Annotated in this window: 12 protein-coding genes; 9 read left to right on the top strand and 3 right to left on the bottom strand. The window is 58.1% G+C overall.

All coding sequences use genetic code 11. The features are described 5' to 3' along the window. The first annotated feature begins 367 nt into the window (after positions 1 to 367). The 5 genes from GTU67_RS09425 (at position 368) to GTU67_RS09405 (ending at position 6891) form a co-directional block, all read left to right on the top strand. A complete protein-coding gene (locus GTU67_RS09425; protein ID WP_185779825.1) occupies positions 368 to 625 on the top strand; it encodes a DUF4212 domain-containing protein in 258 nt (85 codons plus the stop codon). A 12-nt stretch (positions 626 to 637) separates the two neighbouring features. Beyond that, positions 638 to 2464, top strand: coding sequence for a sodium:solute symporter family protein (locus GTU67_RS09420; RefSeq protein ID WP_185779824.1), 1827 nt, complete (start codon positions 638 to 640; stop codon positions 2462 to 2464). A gap of 92 nt (positions 2465 to 2556) precedes the next feature. Beyond that, entirely contained in the window at positions 2557 to 4392 is a 1836-nt protein-coding gene (locus GTU67_RS09415; RefSeq protein ID WP_185779823.1) for a DUF294 nucleotidyltransferase-like domain-containing protein, read from the top strand. A 35-nt stretch (positions 4393 to 4427) separates the two neighbouring features. Next, the gene (locus GTU67_RS09410) at positions 4428 to 4955 is read left to right on the top strand and encodes a hypothetical protein (RefSeq protein ID WP_185779822.1); all 528 of its coding nucleotides are present in this window, start codon (positions 4428 to 4430) and stop codon (positions 4953 to 4955) included. A gap of 10 nt (positions 4956 to 4965) precedes the next feature. Further along, positions 4966 to 6891, top strand: coding sequence for a 3'-5' exonuclease (locus tag GTU67_RS09405; protein ID WP_185779821.1), 1926 nt, complete (start codon positions 4966 to 4968; stop codon positions 6889 to 6891). A 1-nt stretch (position 6892) separates the two neighbouring features. On the opposite strand, the gene GTU67_RS09400 is transcribed toward GTU67_RS09405, so the two are convergent. The 3 genes from GTU67_RS09400 to GTU67_RS09390 form a co-directional block, all read right to left on the bottom strand. Beyond that, positions 6893 to 8479 (bottom strand): phytoene desaturase family protein, encoded by a 1587-nt coding sequence (locus GTU67_RS09400; protein ID WP_185779820.1) that lies wholly within the window; start codon positions 8477 to 8479, stop codon positions 6893 to 6895. 9 nt (positions 8480 to 8488) lie between these two features. Next, positions 8489 to 9268, bottom strand: coding sequence for a cyclase family protein (locus GTU67_RS09395; protein WP_185779819.1), 780 nt, complete (start codon positions 9266 to 9268; stop codon positions 8489 to 8491). Positions 9269 to 9375: 107 nt separating this feature from the next. Then, the gene (locus GTU67_RS09390; protein WP_185779818.1) at positions 9376 to 10098 is read right to left on the bottom strand and encodes a TetR/AcrR family transcriptional regulator; all 723 of its coding nucleotides are present in this window, start codon (positions 10096 to 10098) and stop codon (positions 9376 to 9378) included. Between the two features lie 177 nt (positions 10099 to 10275). On the opposite strand from GTU67_RS09390, the gene GTU67_RS09385 reads away from it, so the two are divergent. The 4 genes from GTU67_RS09385 (at position 10276) to GTU67_RS09370 (ending at position 15851) form a co-directional block, all read left to right on the top strand. Continuing rightward, entirely contained in the window at positions 10276 to 11484 is a 1209-nt protein-coding gene (locus GTU67_RS09385) for an FAD-dependent oxidoreductase (RefSeq protein ID WP_185779817.1), read from the top strand. 50 nt (positions 11485 to 11534) lie between these two features. Continuing rightward, on the top strand, positions 11535 to 12488 hold the full coding sequence (locus GTU67_RS09380) for a TAXI family TRAP transporter solute-binding subunit (RefSeq protein WP_185779816.1): 954 nt from the start codon (positions 11535 to 11537) through the stop codon (positions 12486 to 12488). A 37-nt stretch (positions 12489 to 12525) separates the two neighbouring features. Continuing rightward, the gene (locus tag GTU67_RS09375; protein WP_185779815.1) at positions 12526 to 14472 is read left to right on the top strand and encodes a TRAP transporter permease; all 1947 of its coding nucleotides are present in this window, start codon (positions 12526 to 12528) and stop codon (positions 14470 to 14472) included. A 209-nt stretch (positions 14473 to 14681) separates the two neighbouring features. Continuing rightward, positions 14682 to 15851 (top strand): ABC transporter substrate-binding protein, encoded by a 1170-nt coding sequence (locus tag GTU67_RS09370; RefSeq protein ID WP_185779814.1) that lies wholly within the window; start codon positions 14682 to 14684, stop codon positions 15849 to 15851. The last annotated feature ends 90 nt before the right edge of the window (positions 15852 to 15941 follow it).

The raw sequence follows: 15941 nt of genomic DNA, 5'->3' as shown, positions 1-15941 counted from the left end.
CACCAAAAGGGGGTGCCTATATGGCAGGCAGGAAGCATTCCGTATTTCGGCTGTTCCATCCGTCCATTGCATCGTTCGGGCCCATCGGCGGCCTGGTCTTCCCATTCGTTGCGCGCGCCGGCTTCGGCGCCCAAAACCCTACAGCATTCATACCTATTCAACCCCGCCTAACCACGGGGTTGTTTTGTATGCGTCAGCGTGTGGTCAAAGCCACAGGCTGCTTGCAGCACCGCCGATACGACAAGGTAAAGCCTGTTTACCAGCCTTTACCTTGCCGGCTTGGCGTCGCCCCCGGGCGAACCTGGCAGGAGGGGCCGGGCGCGTAGGTTTGCCCGGCTTAAGACAATAACGACAAGGAGTACTTTGCATGGTAGACAAATCGTCATCGGACGCCTACTGGAAGGCAAACGTCCGCATCATCCTGATATCGCTGGTCATCTGGTTTGTATGCTCGTTCGGCATGGGCATTATTCTGCGTCCTGCCCTTATGGGTATTTCAGTGGGCGGCGCCGATCTGGGCTTCTGGATGGCACAGAACGGTTCCATTTATGTGTTCATTGTTCTTATTTTTGTGTACGCAAAAATGATGAACAAGCTCGACCGCGAACACGGCGTAGAAGAATAAAGGGGCACATTCATGGATCAATTCGTACTTAATCTTATTTTTGTAGGCTTTACGTTTGCCATATACATTGGCATTGCGTTCTGGGCCCGCGCCGGCACTACCTCCGAATTCTATGCCGCTGGGCAGGGGGTTCACCCCGTGCTTAACGGCATGGCCACCGGCGCCGACTGGATGTCCGCCGCCTCGTTCATTTCCATGGCCGGCATTATTGCGCTGGCGCCGGCAGGCGGCTATACGCAATCGGCCTTCTTAATGGGCTGGACAGGCGGTTATGTCCTTCTGGCACTGCTGCTTGCGCCGTATCTTCGCAAGTTCGGCAAATTCACGGTGCCCGAATTCATCGGCGACCGCTTCTATTCGGGGGGGGCACGCCTGCTGGCCGTTGTCTGCCTTATCATCATCTCCATTACCTACGTTATTGGCCAGATGCGCGGCGTAGGCGTTACTTTTAGCCGCTTCCTCGAAGTGTCCACCGACATGGGCTTGTACATTGGCGCAGCCATTGTGTTTGTGTACGCCGTGTTTGGCGGCATGAAAGGCATTACCTACACCCAGGTCGCGCAATACGTGGTGCTTATCATCGCCTATACCGTACCGGCGCTGTTCATCTCGCTCAACCTTACCGGCGACATTCTGCCGCAACTGGGGTTAATTGGCAGCTATGCCCCGTCGGGCGGCGAAATCAGCCTGCTGGCCAAGCTTAACCAGGTCGTTACCGAACTGGGCTTTACTGCCTACACGGCCGACACTCCAAATCGGTTGAACATGTTCTTGTTCACCATGTCGCTCATGATCGGTACCGCCGGCTTGCCCCACGTCATCATCCGCTTCTTTACGGTACCTAAAGTAGCCGACGCCCGTTCTTCGGCGGGTTGGGCCCTGGTGTTTATTGCCTTGTTGTACACCGTAGCGCCTGCCGTTGGCTCTATGGCACGCCTTAACCTGACCACCACCATGTGGCCGGCCGCCATTACCAGCACCGCCACCAGCGGCCCTGCCATTTCGCGTGCCGACATCGACAGCAAACCCGAGCTCTCCTGGATCCGCACCTGGGAAAAAACCGGCTTGCTGGCCATCGAAGACAAGAACGGTGACGGCCTGATCCAGTACTACAACGACAAGGCGCCTGCCGATTCGCCCATCATGAAAATGGCCGAAGAAAAAGGCTGGAAGGGTAACGAGCTGACCAAAGTCGACAACGACATCATGGTGCTGGCCAACCCCGAAATCGCTGCTTTGCCAGGCTGGGTAATCGCGCTGGTTGCCGCCGGTGCGCTGGCTGCAGCGTTGTCTACTGCGGCGGGTTTGTTGCTGGCCATTTCGTCTGCCATTTCGCACGACCTTATCAAAGGGTCAATTAACCCTAACATCTCCGAAAAGGGCGAATTGACAGCGGCACGAATTTCCATGACATTCGCCATCGTGTTGGCCACGTGGCTGGGGCTTAACCCTCCCGGCTTTGCAGCACAGGTTGTGGCGCTGGCCTTCGGTCTGGCGGCGGCAACCATCTTCCCGGCACTCATGATGGGTATCTTCTGGAAACGCATCAACAAAGAAGGCGCCATTGCCGGCATGCTGGTTGGTCTGGTCTTTACCGCGGTTTATATCTTCGTCTACAAGGGCTGGTTCTTTATCCCGGGCACCAATAACCTGCCCGACACTGCAGCCAACTACGTATTCGGCATCTCGCCGCTGTCTATCGGTGCCGTCGGCGCATTGCTGAACTTCATCGTGGCTTACCTGGTGTCTTCGGTCACCGCAGCACCGCCACAGCACGTTCAAGACCTGGTCGAGTCCATCCGCATCCCTAAGGGTGCAGGCTCCGCCACCCACCACTAACCCATTGACCCGGGCGGCTCAGCCCCGCCCGGCACCTCATTTATTAACACTCAGGGTGCCGCACGGCACCCTGACCGCTTAAGGGCCTGGTCATGGCAACTGCACCGCTTGATATCGGCGACTTTCTTGAAACCCTGGCCCCTTACAACAGCTTGCCGGGCGAACAACTTGCCCAGCTGGCCCGAACAATCAGCCCGCGTCGGTATCGCAGCGACGACTACATTTACCATATCGACGAGCCCCTGGACGGCGTGCACGTTATTGTCTCGGGCGATGTTGACATTACCGATCGCAACGGAGCTACGGTGTCGCAACTGTCGCGGCGGCAAAGCTTTGGCGAACGCGGTCTTATGCGCAGCGGCAACGGCCTGGCCTCGACCACAGCACAGGCCCGGTCCGACACCGAAACACTGCTCATCCCCGCTCCTGAATTCCGTCGACTGATTCGCCACTCACCTGCGTTCGACCACTACTTTTATTACGGGAGCCGCACGAAAAACCGGCCTACCGATATCAATTCGCTAAAGGTCGAAGACCTGATTACCCGCAAGGCTATTGCTTGTTCACCCGACACCCCCGTGGTGCGCGCCGCGCAAATCATGCGTGACGAAGGCATTTCGTGTCTGGGCGTATTACAGGCCGACACCCAGCAACTGGTGGGCATTATTACGGTGCGCGACCTGACCAACCGCGTGCTGGCCGAAGGCCTTGACCCGCGCACCGCCGTCGGGCTGGTCATGACACCCAACCCACCCACGCTGCCGCCTAATGCCCTGGGCGCCGATGTGCTGCGCACCATGATGGACAACAATATCGGCCACCTGCCCATTGTTCATTATGGTCATTTTTACGGCATCATCACCCAAACCGACATTACACGGTTTCAGGCGGTTAGCAGCGCCCTGCTTATCCACGACATTAGCCAGGCCAAAGACGTCGACCAGCTTGTCAAACTTACGCAAACATTACCGCGTTTGCTGATCCAGCTGGTGGCCGGGCAACAACGGCACGAAGTCGTTACCCGCCATATCACCGACATTACCGATGCCGTCACCCAACGGCTGCTGGCCATGGCCGAAGCCCGGCTTGGGCCGCCCCCGGTGCCTTACTTATGGCTGGCCTGCGGAAGCCAGGGGCGACAAGAGCAAACCGGGGTCTCCGACCAGGACAACTGCGTATTTATTGACGACAACGTACGCCCCGACGACATGCCCTACTTTGCCCAGCTGGCGCGCTTTGTGTGCGACGGCCTGAACGCCTGCGGCTACGTGTATTGCCCCGGCGACATGATGGCCGTCAACCCACGTTGGTGCCAGCCTGTCAGTGTGTGGCGCGAGTACTTTCGTACCTGGATGACGCGCCACGCTCCCGAGTCGCACATGTTGGCCTCGGTCATGTTCGACCTTCGCCCCATTGGCGGCCACTTGCCGCTGTACCACGACCTGCAGGCCGAAACCTTACTGGCGGCATCGAAAAATACGATTTTTATGGCACACATGGTGGCCAACAGCCTGAAACATACCCCGCCGCTTGGCCTGATACGGGGGTTTTCTACCGTACGCACCGCCCGTAACCGCCACCAGATCGACCTGAAACACAACGGCGTAATACCCGTAACCGACCTGGGCCGGGCTTACGCCCTGATGGGGCAACTGACCGACATCAACACGCGGGCCCGGCTGCAGGCGGCAGGCCATGCCGGCATTATTTCGAGCAGCGGCGCTGACGAACTTATTGCAGCGTACGACCTCATTGCCACCTTGCGCCTCGAAAACCAGGTCAAGCTTATTCGGGCCGGAGAAAAGCCCGACAACTTCCTGACACCTGCCGACCTGCCCGAATTCGAGCGTAACCACCTGCGCGACGCCTTTGTCGTCGTGCGTACAATGCAGTCGGCCATCGGCCACGGCCGGCGCGTTCCGGTTTAAGCTACTTAAATTACAACAACAAGGGACAACAATTCATGTGGGCTGACTTCATTGCAATGCTGGCTATTGCCGCCTTGGCGGCGTGCATCGTATTCATTATCGGGCGGTTCATGCGCCGCTCGGGTCGCCAGTTGCAACGCTGGGTCATGCCGGCAGCCATTGGCGCTTCGGTCATTGCTTACGCTGTCTGGAACGAATACACCTGGTTTTCAAGGCTCGAATCGGCATTACCCAACCATATTGTGGTGGTGGGCACCGGCGAACGCAGCGCCCCATGGGCCCCCTGGACTTACCTGGCGCCGGTAACGGTAAGGTTTGTCGCCGTCGACACCCAGGCCATTGCCCGGTCTGAATCCCGGCCCGAGCTGGCCCGCACCGAACTCTACCTGATCGAACGCTGGCAACCGACACGCACCGTTGCAGTGGCCTTAGATTGCAAGCAACAGCTGCGCGCCGACCTGGGCGGCGCAGCCAATTTAAGCCCCGACGGCACCCTGACCGGCGCCCAATGGCAACCGGCAAACGACGACACGGCCTTACTTCGCGCCGTGTGCCGGCCATAACCCGCACACCATGGCCGCACACAGCCGCACCCGCCTGAAGATCTTCAGGGTTTTTGCTGCCCTGTGCGCGGGCTGCCTGCTGGCGTTGGCCGGGGGGCTGTATTTCGGCTATCACCGGGCCAACGACCCAGACATTGTCCGTGCGCTGGTCATTGGCGGCGTCATTGCGGGGTTTGTTATTTTTGGGCTTACCGCCTGGGCCTGGCTGGTCATCGACGAACACATCGCCCGACCCGTGCAGCGCCTTGCGGGCAATCTACGCACGCTCACCCATGGCAAGGCTACGGCTATCCCCGCCCCCGAACGCACGGCCTATTTGTCCGACCTTATCCCCGCCGCACGCGAACTGGCGCAACAACTGCTTGATACCCGCACGGCGCTTGACCAGGCCGTTGCCCGCGAAACCGAAACACTGGCCCTGGAAAAAGACCGCCTTGAGCGACTGCTGTCCGACGTACCCGTGGGCCTGATGCTGTGTTCTGCTGAACATCAACTGGTTTTTTACAACGGGCAAGTCGTCAGCCTGCTGGGCGGGGTCGATGCAGGTGTCGCTCCCGGGTTAAACCGGCGGGTATTCGACTATCTGCATCCTGCCCCCATCCAGCACGCCTATGCACGGCTGCTAGAAACCGACGACCCCGATGCCGCGTCGGATATTTTGTGCTCTACCCAGAACGAAGGCCGGGTATTGGCCGCACGCATGCGCCTGCTGGGCAGCCCTTCGGGGGCTACCGACGACCCGTCGCATAGCGGTTATGTCCTTACCTTGCGCGACATTACTGGCGACCTGGCCACGCACAGCATTCGGCCCGATACCGACCGCCCCGGCGACTGGCCTTTGTCAATGATACGCGCCAGCGACCTGGCCTCGACCCTGCAAGCCACATTACGCAGCAAAGGTGTGGCGCTAACCACCGAAACCACAGATCTTATTCTTCGATGCGACGGGTTTCAGCTGGTAGCCTTAATTACCGCCCTGATCAACCGGCTGCCCTTGCCGCACGGCGCGCTTCACCTGAACATCCGCAGCGACGGCGCGGGCGCAATGGCCGAATTATCGTGGGAAGGCCTGGGTTTGTCTGACGAGGCACTGTCACAACTGCTGACGGCGCCGCTGGATGTGGGGTTGGCCGACATGACCGTGCAAGGTGTGCTGTCCATTCATGGCGCCACACTGGTCCCCGACAACAGCAGCCGGCTACACCCCAAGCTGTGTCTGCATATCCGCGAGGCCAGGCTGGCGCAAAGACGACCACCCGCCATACCCCGGGCCGTGGTCTACGACTTCAAATTGCTCTCGAAGGCCGGTAACGCCGAGGTATCGTGCACGCCGCTGGATGAACTGACCTATGTGGTATTTGACACCGAAACCACCGGCCTGTACCCCGACCAGGGCGACGAAATTGTACAAATTGCCGCCGTTCGCATCATTAACGGCAAACGGGTTAAAACCGAGGCCTTCGACACCTTGGTCAACCCGGGCCGAAATATCCCGGGCGCCAGCACCCAGGTACACGGCATTACCAACGACATGGTCGCCGAGGCCCCCGACACAGTCACAGCGGTACAACGTTTTCATAAGTTTGCCGAAGGCGCCGTGCTGGTCGCGCACAATGCACCCTTCGATATGGCGTTTATACGCCGGCACGAAAGCGCTGCGGGCTGCCGTTTCGACCACCCCATCCTCGACACGGTATTGCTCTCGGCAGTGGTGTACGGCGAAGCCGAAAGCCATAGCCTCGACGCCCTGGCACATCGGCTGGGTATCACCATACCCGAAGAGGCGCGCCACACGGCCATTGGCGACGCCATTGCGACGGCAGATGCATTACTTAAGGTGATCCCCGCACTGAAGGCGCGCGGGCTGGAGACATTTGGCGCGGTGCTGTCTGAAGTACGACAGCACCGCCGACTGCTAAAAGACCTGAACGGCTGATTTAGCGTTTGGTGAGCATATCGGCCACAATTTGCCCCGAACCGCCACCCAGACCGGGGCCAGGGTGCGTTGACGCGCCGATTTGATACACATTTTTGTAAGGCGTACGATGCGCCTTCGCCCCCGAGTTGCTGGCAAACGGACGGAACCAGAAGAACTGGTCTGGCGAACACACCCCGGAATAAGGGTCGCCGCCCACCAAGTTGCAGTTCATGGCTTCGAGGTCGCCAGGCGAATAAGCTTTGCGGCCAATAATCAGGTCGGACAAACCGGGCAAGACCGTTTCGATGCGCTTTTGCACACGGTCGGCCACGGCCTCGCGAACGGTTTCATTCCAGCGGCCATCGGCAGGAACGTCGATCTCGCCGGCCGCATCGCCCCGTAACTGCGAAGGCATTTCTTGCAATTGCAGCCAGAGGATCCATTTGCCTTCGGGCGCACGGGTTGGGTCGACCGCAACCGGTTGGCCGATAGCCACGGTAGGACGACGCGGAATAAGCCCGTTGTTGGCTTCGCAAACCGCCAAAGCCACGTTTTCCATGCTTTCGGTCAGGTGGACCAACGGCACTTTAAGCATTTCGGGGTCGGCCCAGGGCGCCGGACCATTGAGCGCAAAATGAATTTGCATGCAGCCGCGACCAAAGCGATAGCCCTGCGCCTGTTTGCGAACAGGTTCGGGCGCACGGGGCAACAAACGACCATACAGTTGCGGCGGCGTTACGTTGCACACCACAGCCTCGGAAGCCTGATAGGCCTGACCATTGGCCACAACACCCGTCGCGCGCGAACCGCTTAATGTGATGGACTCGACGTCGACGCCGGTGAGCACTTTACCGCCGCGCTGCTCGATAAAGGTTTGCAGGCCTTCGACCAGACGCTGGCCACCGCCTTTAACAACCGGCATGCCGCCGGCCACAACAGCCGCAAACGTTAACTTGCCGATCAGGGCCGAGCACGCTTCGTCAGGCCCAAGACCCGTGTGCAATACCCAAGGGCTGATCATGGCGCGGGTCAGGTCAGACTTGAGCTCGCGTTCGGACCAGCGCCGGAAAGATTCGATGGAGTCGGCGCCAAACTGCAACAAGCCATTGAGGCCGCGCTTGCGCCACTCGGAGAACAACAAACGCAGCACCTTGCCGCTGTAGGGCGAGTTGCCCAACAGGCCAAAAGTAAGCGCTGCGTCTTGGCCGAACAATTGCCCGGCCATGGCACCGAAGGCATCGCCATCGCCCGGGGCGATGGCATTGATGCGCTTGACGCTGTCTTCGATGTCTTGCTTGAGGGCCAACAGCTGACCGTCGGGAGTAGCAATACCCGTGGTGTAGTCATTGGCGACGAACTCGACACCAACGGTGGCAAGGTCGTCTTTGAGTTCGGCGTAGGCGCCGCCCCCCATGAACAACGGGTACCACGACGACAAGACTTCGTGGGTGAAACCGGGAAACAGCGTTTCGGTACGGATGCAACCACCGGCCCGGTCGTTACGCTCGAGTACCAGAACAGACTTGCCTCGCTTGGCCAACAACGCGGCACAAGCCAGCGAGTTCATGCCACTACCGATAATAATGACCTGGGCCTGGTGGGTCATGATGCCTCCTTAGGGAACCAGTGCCAGAACGCGCAGCGGGCTGCCCGAACCACGCTGGATTTTCAGCGGTGCGGCAACAATGATCGCGCCGGTTGCGGGCAACTGGTCGAGATTGTTAAGGCACTGCAGACCATACTTGTTGGCACCGTGCATCAGGGTGTGGCAAGGGTAAGGCATGGGCCATGCATACGACTGACCGGCATCGGTATTAATGGTTTCAACACCAAAGCCATGAACGTCGCGCTCTTTGATGAGCCACTCGACAGCTTCTTGTGAAGGACCGGGGGTGTGCGCGCCATCTTCGCGAACGTTGACATACGAAGCCGGGTCTTTGAACAGGCGGGCAGCCCAGCCTGTACGCAGCAACACCCAGCTGCCTTTAGGAATACGGCCGTGCTTCTCTTCCCATTTTTGCAGGAAATCGACATTCATGACCCAGTCTTCGTTGGCGGCGACTTCGGCCGTGGCGTCTACCACAACAGCAGGGGCAATGAAGTTTTTGGGGTCGATGGTATCGACGGTATTTTGCGGGTGATCTTTACCGGTAACCCAGTGTGCTGGCGCGTCGAAGTGCGTGCCGGTGTGCTCGCCACAGGTGAAGTTGTTCCAGTACCAGGCGGGGCCGGCGTCGTTGTACTCGGAGATGGTTTCCATCTTGAATGCAGCCACCTGACCGAACTGCGGCGGTAACTGCAGGGGGGGGAAGTCGGGCGACAATGTATGGGTCAGATCTACGACCTTGAAATTGCCGGCGGCCAGCTGTTCCAGGTGATTGGCGGCAGTGCTCATGATATCTCCTTAGTTGAAACCTAAATTATCTTGCACCCACTATTTTGCACGACTTGGTTTAGATTTCAACCATTATTCGATACCGATTTACCCCAACCTCAGTGAAATTACACCCCGGATAACTTGTTTGACCCGCCTTCGGGGGCCGCGCTTGGGCCGCTGGCCGGGGCCACGCCCCGAATCGCCAGGGAAGCAAGTTCGCGAAAGCGACGCAAGCCCTCGTCGGCATTTGGCGCGGGCTCCATCAACCAGCGACGCACCTCGGTAAGGTAAATGGTAATGAACAACGAGGCGGCCAGGTCGACGGGCACATCGGCAGCGACCCGTTCGCGCTGTCGCCAGCTTCGTACGATGTCGGTCAAGGCGGCCAGCATGCGAGGTCGTCGGGCATAAAACCGGATGGCTTCCGGCCCTTGCGGTGCTACCCCGCCCAGAAAGTCAAGCGTCTCGCGTACGGCGGGCCTGCCCAGGGCGGGCTGGCCGGCCCAGTATCGGTAACGCGATTCGAAAAAAGCGGCCAACTGATCGACCAAAGGTGCATGCGGGTCAACCGACTGAACCGCTGTGCCCGCCAACGCATCCAGATCGTCGTTAATAATCATGAGCAGCAGTTCGCGTTTGTCTTTGGCGTACGTAAATAACGTCCCGATACCAATTTCGGCCAACGCCGCAATATCACGCGTCGTGGCCGCGTCGTAGCCACTTTCGGTAAATGCCTGGCGCGCCGCTGCTTTGATACGGCGTCTTTTTTCGAGCTTGCCACGCTCGCGCAAGCCCAATGTCGCGGCGTCATCGGCACGGGCCGCTGCCGCCTGGTTTCTTTTGACCATACGTCGTTGCTCTCTGATTTTTTATACGTCTTCTTGATTAACCCGGGCTAAACGGTGAACTTCGCGTTTTACCTGAGTTGACCAACGACAAACTACACCCATAGAATGGAACACGCTCAAAAATGAGCATGTTCAAAATTACACGACTCCGGGTCGAGAATAAACCAGGTAACACACATGAGCAATCACCCCATCATTATTTCCGGCGGCGGGCCGGTCGGACTGGTCGCAGCGCTGTCGCTGGCCGAAAAAGGACTTGACGTCGTTATCCTGGAGAGCAGCCCGGAGATCCCCACCGATTTGCGCGCCGGGACATTTCACCCGCCGACAGTTGAGATGCTGGATACATTGTCTATTGGACAAGAACTGCTGAACATGGGCATTAAAGTGCCCGAGTGGCAGATCAGGGACCGCAAGCAAGGCCTGGTGGCCCAATTTGACCTGAACCTGATTGCAGACGAAACCCCTTACCCGTTCCGCCTGCATTGCGAACAACATAAACTGTCGCATCTGGCTTTCAAGGCACTGCAAAAATACCCCAACGCGCGCGTCATGTTTGGCCACACCTGCAGCAGCTATACCCAAGACGAAGACGGTGTCACCGTGCAGGCCGAAAGCGCCAATGGCGATACGGTAGAACTGCGCGGTAGCTACCTGCTGGGTTGCGACGGCGTTCGCAGCATTGTGCGAAAAACCGCCGACATTGAATTTGAAGGCTTTACATGGCCCGAACGCTTTCTGGTGTTTGCGACCACATTTGACCTGAAAAAACACGGCTTTACCGGCAACGCGTATATTGCCGACCCGGACGAATGGGCAGCCATTTTTGTTCAACCGCACGATGGCCCTCCGGGCATCTACCGTATTGCCTTCCCCATCAAGCCGGAACAAGACGAAGCCGAAGTACTGTCAGACGACTATGTACAAAGTCGTATCCAGGGGTTTTTGTCACCCGACCAAACCTACGAAATCCCTTACCGCAGTGTTTATCGTGTCCATCAGCGCGTTGCCCAGTCGTTTAGAAAAGGCCGCATTGCACTGGCCGGCGACGCAGCACACGTCAATAACCCATTGGGCGGCATGGGCCTGAACAGCGGCATCCACGATGCCATCAATCTGGCCGACAAGCTCGCCCGTATCGTGCTCGACGGTGCACCCGAAGCCCTGCTCGACCAGTACGATCGCCAACGCCGCCTGACCAATATTGAGTATGTACAGGCCATCACGATTCGCAATAAGAAAATGCTCGAAGAGCGTGACCCGCAGATCAGGGCCGAACGCCTGCAAGAAATGCGCGATACGGCAGCTGACCCGGAAAAACACCGCGCGTTCCTGATGAATTCGTCGATGATCAACAGCGTACGTCGCGCCGCCCAAATCGACTAACATTTACACAAAACAATACTGCTTTACCCCCAACCCCGAGGAGACAAACCATGAAGTTTAAATTTCTAGCCGGGCTTGTTGTCGCCGCTGCCTGCAGCGCAACAGCCGTTGCACAAAACGTTGGTGTCGGCACCATGAGCCAGGGCACCATGAGCTACTCAAGTGGCTCGGCATTGGCCAAAGTCCTAACCGAAAAAGGCAGCATGCAAGCCCGCGTTCAGCCCAACAGCGGCGAAAGCGTTTTGATCCCGTTGCTCGACACCGGCGAACTGGACTTTGGTATTGCCAACGTCATTGAAAGCGCAGAAGCCGTACACGGCGAGCGCGTTTTCAAAGATCGTCCGGCCAAAAACCTGCGCGTCGCCTCGGTCCTGTTCCCGCTTAAAACAGCAATATTCGTTCGTGCCGACTCCGACATCAAAACCGTGGCCGACCTGAAAGGCAAGCGCCTTACCTACGGCTTTACCGCCATGGGCACCATCAACACCATTGTCGATGCCCTTCTGGCTACCGGCGGCCTGACACCCCAAGACGTCCGTCAGGTTCTGGTCCCCAACGTAGGCCGTGGCGCCGACGAACTGGCGGCCGGCAACGTCGACGGCTTCTTCTTTGCCGTGGGCGCTGCTAAAGTCACCGAAATCGACGCCTCGGTCGGTGGCCTGCGCATGCTGCCTATTAACACCGAACCCGCTGCGCTTGAAGCCATGCGCAAAGTATTCCCGTATGGCTATCCCTTCGTCGAGAAGCCACGCCCAGGTCTGGCCGGCGTCAGCGAACCCACCGCTGCACTGGCGTACGACAACCTGTTGCTGACCAGCACCAACACCAAAGACGACGTGGTTTACAAGGCCATGAAAACAGTCTACGAGAACCAGCCTGAGCTGGCCGCCTCGTTCGCACCGTTCCGCGGCTTTGACGTCAAGCTGATGTACAAACCCGACATGCCTGGCGAATTCCACCCCGGCGCACTGCGCTTCTACAAAGAAGCCGGCCTCGTCAAGTAACACTTAAGCATGTAATCATTACCCAAGGCTGGTGACCATGAATCAGATCGCATCCGGGCTGCAGGCGGGGGGCCTTCCCCCAAAGCTTCGCAACACGCTTTCTTTAACCCTGCAAACCCTGATGACAGTCACGGTCATCGCCTGGGTACTGAAGCTGCCGCTGTATTTGCAGCTTAGTCTGTACAACGAACAATTTTTAGCAGCCATTCTAGGCATGGCCCTTGGCCTGGCCTTTTTGCTTATTCGGGCGCGCCCTTCACCCGAAGACACGCCAACGCCCTGGGTTGACGCCATAGCCGGCCTGGCCGGCATGGTGGCCTGTTTTTACATCGCCATCCGTTACCCTGTTCTGGTTAACGAGGTCATTTACCGGCCGCTCGACGCCATTATTATCAGTGCCATTATTGTGGCGCTCATTCTCGAGGCCGTCAGGCGCACGGCCGGCATGACCCTGGTCATTGTAGTGCTGGTACTCGTGGCCTACGCCATGCTGGGCCACCTGTTGCCCGACGAATTCGTCAGCCGCCCCATCGATTTCACCCGGCTGCTGGTTTACCTGGGTATGGACACCAATGCGGTGCTGGGCCAAACCCTGGCCATTGCCATTATTGTGGTAGTGCCATTTACCCTGATGGGTCAAATTCTGGGCCGTACAGGCGGCTCACAGTTTTTTGGCGATCTGGCCATGGCTGTCATGGGCAAGTATCGCGGCGGTTCTGCCAAAATTTCGGTCGCCGGCTCGGCCCTTTTCGGCATGATTTCCGGCAGTGCGGTCTCTAACGTAGCTGCTGTGGGCGTAATCACCATCCCCATGATGAAACGCTCCGGCTTTCCCAAGCACGTCGCCGCGGCCATCGAGGCCGTGGGTTCAACAGGCGGCCAATTGGCCCCCCCGGTCATGGGCGCAGCCGCGTTCCTGATGGCCGAACTGCTTGAAACCTCGTATGCCGCCGTACTTATTGCCGCGTTTATTCCCGCCTTTTTGTATTACCTGGCCCTGTTCATCCAGGTCGACCTCGACGCCGCCAAGCACGGCATTAAAGGCGAACCGATGGACCGCCTGCCCGCCATCAAAGAAGTCATGCGTCATGGCTGGTACTTTCCCATCCCCTTTGTAGTGCTGGTTGTCGGACTGGTGTTTTTCAATGTGGCCGCCGAATACGCGGCATTACAAGCTGCAGCGCTGCTGGTCATTTTCAACCTGATTTTTGGCTACAAAGGCGAGCGCACACCACTGCGCGAATTACTGTTGGCCACCATCAGCACAGCCAAGGCGTCTATCGACCTGCTGGTCATTGCCGCCGCAGCCGGCCTGGTTATCGGCACACTTAACCTGACGGGTCTGGCATTTGGCCTGACGCTGCAACTGCTTGCGCTTAGTGGTGACAGCACCATTGTTCTGCTGCTCATGACCTCGGTCGTCGCCATTATTCTGGGTATGGGCATGCCCACCGTCGGTGTCTATATTTTGCTGGCCACGCTTATTGCCCCTGCGCTTATTCAGGCCGGCCTCTCGCCCATGGCGTCACACATGTTCGTCATGTATTTTGGCATGATGTCCATGATCACCCCGCCTGTGGCTATTGCCGCCTTTGCCGCCGCCAATATTGCAGGCTGCGACGGCTCCAAGGTTGGCTGGACGGCAACACGTGTGGGCTGGTGCTCTTATGTTGTGCCCTTCTTGTTTGCGTTCTCTCCGGCGTTGCTCATGGAAGGCTCGGCAGGCACCATCATCTGGGCCGTCATTACCGCGTCGCTGGGCGTGCTTGCCGGTTCTATTGCGGTGGTGGGGTATTTCTGGGTGGCCGTCAGCGCGTTACAGCGTGTACTTTACATGGCTGCAGGGCTGCTCATGCTTATTCCGGCCGACGCCTTTAAGGGCGCCGGCTGGACAGACATTGCAGGTCTGGTGCTCATGATCGTACTGGTCGCGGTGCATTGGCTTCAAATCAAGCGGCAAAGCGGCGTATCGGTCGCCAACTAACAGCCCTGAAGCGGTTCGGCACATGGCTGAACCGCTTGCAGACTCTGCCCAAATAAGTAACAATCCCGTGGTGCGGACATTCAGTACACTCAACCAAGTGTTGGCTATTGTACGGAATTACGCTAGTAGTATCCCCGCACGTTTTGTGGTTACATACTTTAGCAATACTTGGTTTTTAAAGCTATAACCATCCTTTCCAGGAGCAGACAATGAAAAAATTCGTCAAGGTGGCGCTGGCCGCCACCTGCCTGATGACCGCTGCGGTCAGCCAGGCGGCTGAACCGTTCAAAATTGGCCTTATCATCCCCATGACCGGCCCATTTGCCTCTACTGGCAAACAAATCGAAGCTGCAGCCCGTCTTTACATGCAGCAAAACGGCGACGAAGTTGCCGGCCGCAAAATCGAACTTATCGTCAAAGACGACGGCGGCGTTCAGCCTGAAGCCACCAAGCGTATTGCCCAAGAGCTGGTCGTACAAGACAAGGTTGGCGTTCTGGCCGGTTTTGGCCTGACACCTCTGGCCTTTGCAACCGCCCCCATCGCAACACAGTCCAAAACACCTATGGTCGTCATGGCCGCCGGTACGTCGTCCATCGTCCAGAAGTCGCCCTACATTGTGCGTACGTCCATGACGCTGCCTCAGGTCACTGCACCCATGGGCCAATGGGCAGCCAAGGAAGGCGGCATTAAATCGGCCGTTACCCTCATTGCCGACTACGGTCCAGGTCACGACGCCGAAAAGGCCTTCGTCAAGAACTTCAGCGAAGCCGGTGGCAAGGTTCTCGACTCGCTTCGCGTGCCCATGCAAAACCCCGACTTCTCTCCCTTCCTGCAGCGCGTCCGCGACCTGAAACCCGACGCCCTCTTCATTTTCGTGCCGTCGGGCCAGGGTTCCACCCTCATGAAGCAGTTCACCGAGCGTAACCTGGCTGGTCAGGGCATCAAGCTTATCGGTACCGGCGACGTCCTCGACGACGATCTCCTGCCTGCCATGGGCGACGAAGCTTTGGGCATCATCACTTCGCAGCACTACTCCACTGCGCACGATTCCCCAGAAAACAAAGCTTATGTCGAAGCCTTCCGTAAAATGACGAACAACAGCATGCGCCCCAACTTTATGTCGGTGGGTGGCTACGATGGCATGCACCTCATCTACGAAGCCCTGAAAAAAGCCGGCCCCAACGCCAATGGCGACCAGCTCCTGGCAGCCATGAAGGGCATGAAGTGGGTCAGCCCACGTGGCCCAATGCAAATCGACCCCGAAACACGTGATGTTGTGCAAGACATTTACATCCGTCGCTCCGAGCGTCTGGCCGACGGCCAAATCTACAACGTCGAATTCGACGTCATCAAAGAGTTCAAAGATCCTGGCATCTAAGCACCCCATGATCTAAATCTTTGACAACAGGCCCTTCACGGGGCCTGTTTTTTTTGGTTACCATGCTTGTCCAGCACAATTCCGGAATTT

This window comes from Pusillimonas minor (genome assembly GCF_014237865.1).
GTDB classification, from domain to species: Bacteria; Pseudomonadota; Gammaproteobacteria; order Burkholderiales; family Burkholderiaceae_B; genus Neopusillimonas; species Neopusillimonas minor.
The sequence above is the reverse complement of the archived record's forward strand: the minus strand, read 5'-3'. Positions and strand labels throughout refer to the sequence as shown.

Excerpts from the sequence above, each read along its gene's own strand:
- GTU67_RS09425 (WP_185779825.1), top strand. The coding sequence starts at position 368 with ATGGTAGACAAATCGTCATCGGACGCCTACTGGAAGGCAAACGTCCGC.
- GTU67_RS09420 (WP_185779824.1), top strand. The coding sequence starts at position 638 with ATGGATCAATTCGTACTTAATCTTATTTTTGTAGGCTTTACGTTTGCC.
- GTU67_RS09415 (WP_185779823.1), top strand. The coding sequence starts at position 2,557 with ATGGCAACTGCACCGCTTGATATCGGCGACTTTCTTGAAACCCTGGCC.
- GTU67_RS09410 (WP_185779822.1), top strand. The coding sequence starts at position 4,428 with ATGTGGGCTGACTTCATTGCAATGCTGGCTATTGCCGCCTTGGCGGCG.
- GTU67_RS09405 (WP_185779821.1), top strand. The coding sequence starts at position 4,966 with ATGGCCGCACACAGCCGCACCCGCCTGAAGATCTTCAGGGTTTTTGCT.
- GTU67_RS09400 (WP_185779820.1), bottom strand. The coding sequence starts at position 8,479 with ATGACCCACCAGGCCCAGGTCATTATTATCGGTAGTGGCATGAACTCG.
- GTU67_RS09395 (WP_185779819.1), bottom strand. The coding sequence starts at position 9,268 with ATGAGCACTGCCGCCAATCACCTGGAACAGCTGGCCGCCGGCAATTTC.
- GTU67_RS09390 (WP_185779818.1), bottom strand. The coding sequence starts at position 10,098 with ATGGTCAAAAGAAACCAGGCGGCAGCGGCCCGTGCCGATGACGCCGCG.
- GTU67_RS09385 (WP_185779817.1), top strand. The coding sequence starts at position 10,276 with ATGAGCAATCACCCCATCATTATTTCCGGCGGCGGGCCGGTCGGACTG.
- GTU67_RS09380 (WP_185779816.1), top strand. The coding sequence starts at position 11,535 with ATGAAGTTTAAATTTCTAGCCGGGCTTGTTGTCGCCGCTGCCTGCAGC.
- GTU67_RS09375 (WP_185779815.1), top strand. The coding sequence starts at position 12,526 with ATGAATCAGATCGCATCCGGGCTGCAGGCGGGGGGCCTTCCCCCAAAG.
- GTU67_RS09370 (WP_185779814.1), top strand. The coding sequence starts at position 14,682 with ATGAAAAAATTCGTCAAGGTGGCGCTGGCCGCCACCTGCCTGATGACC.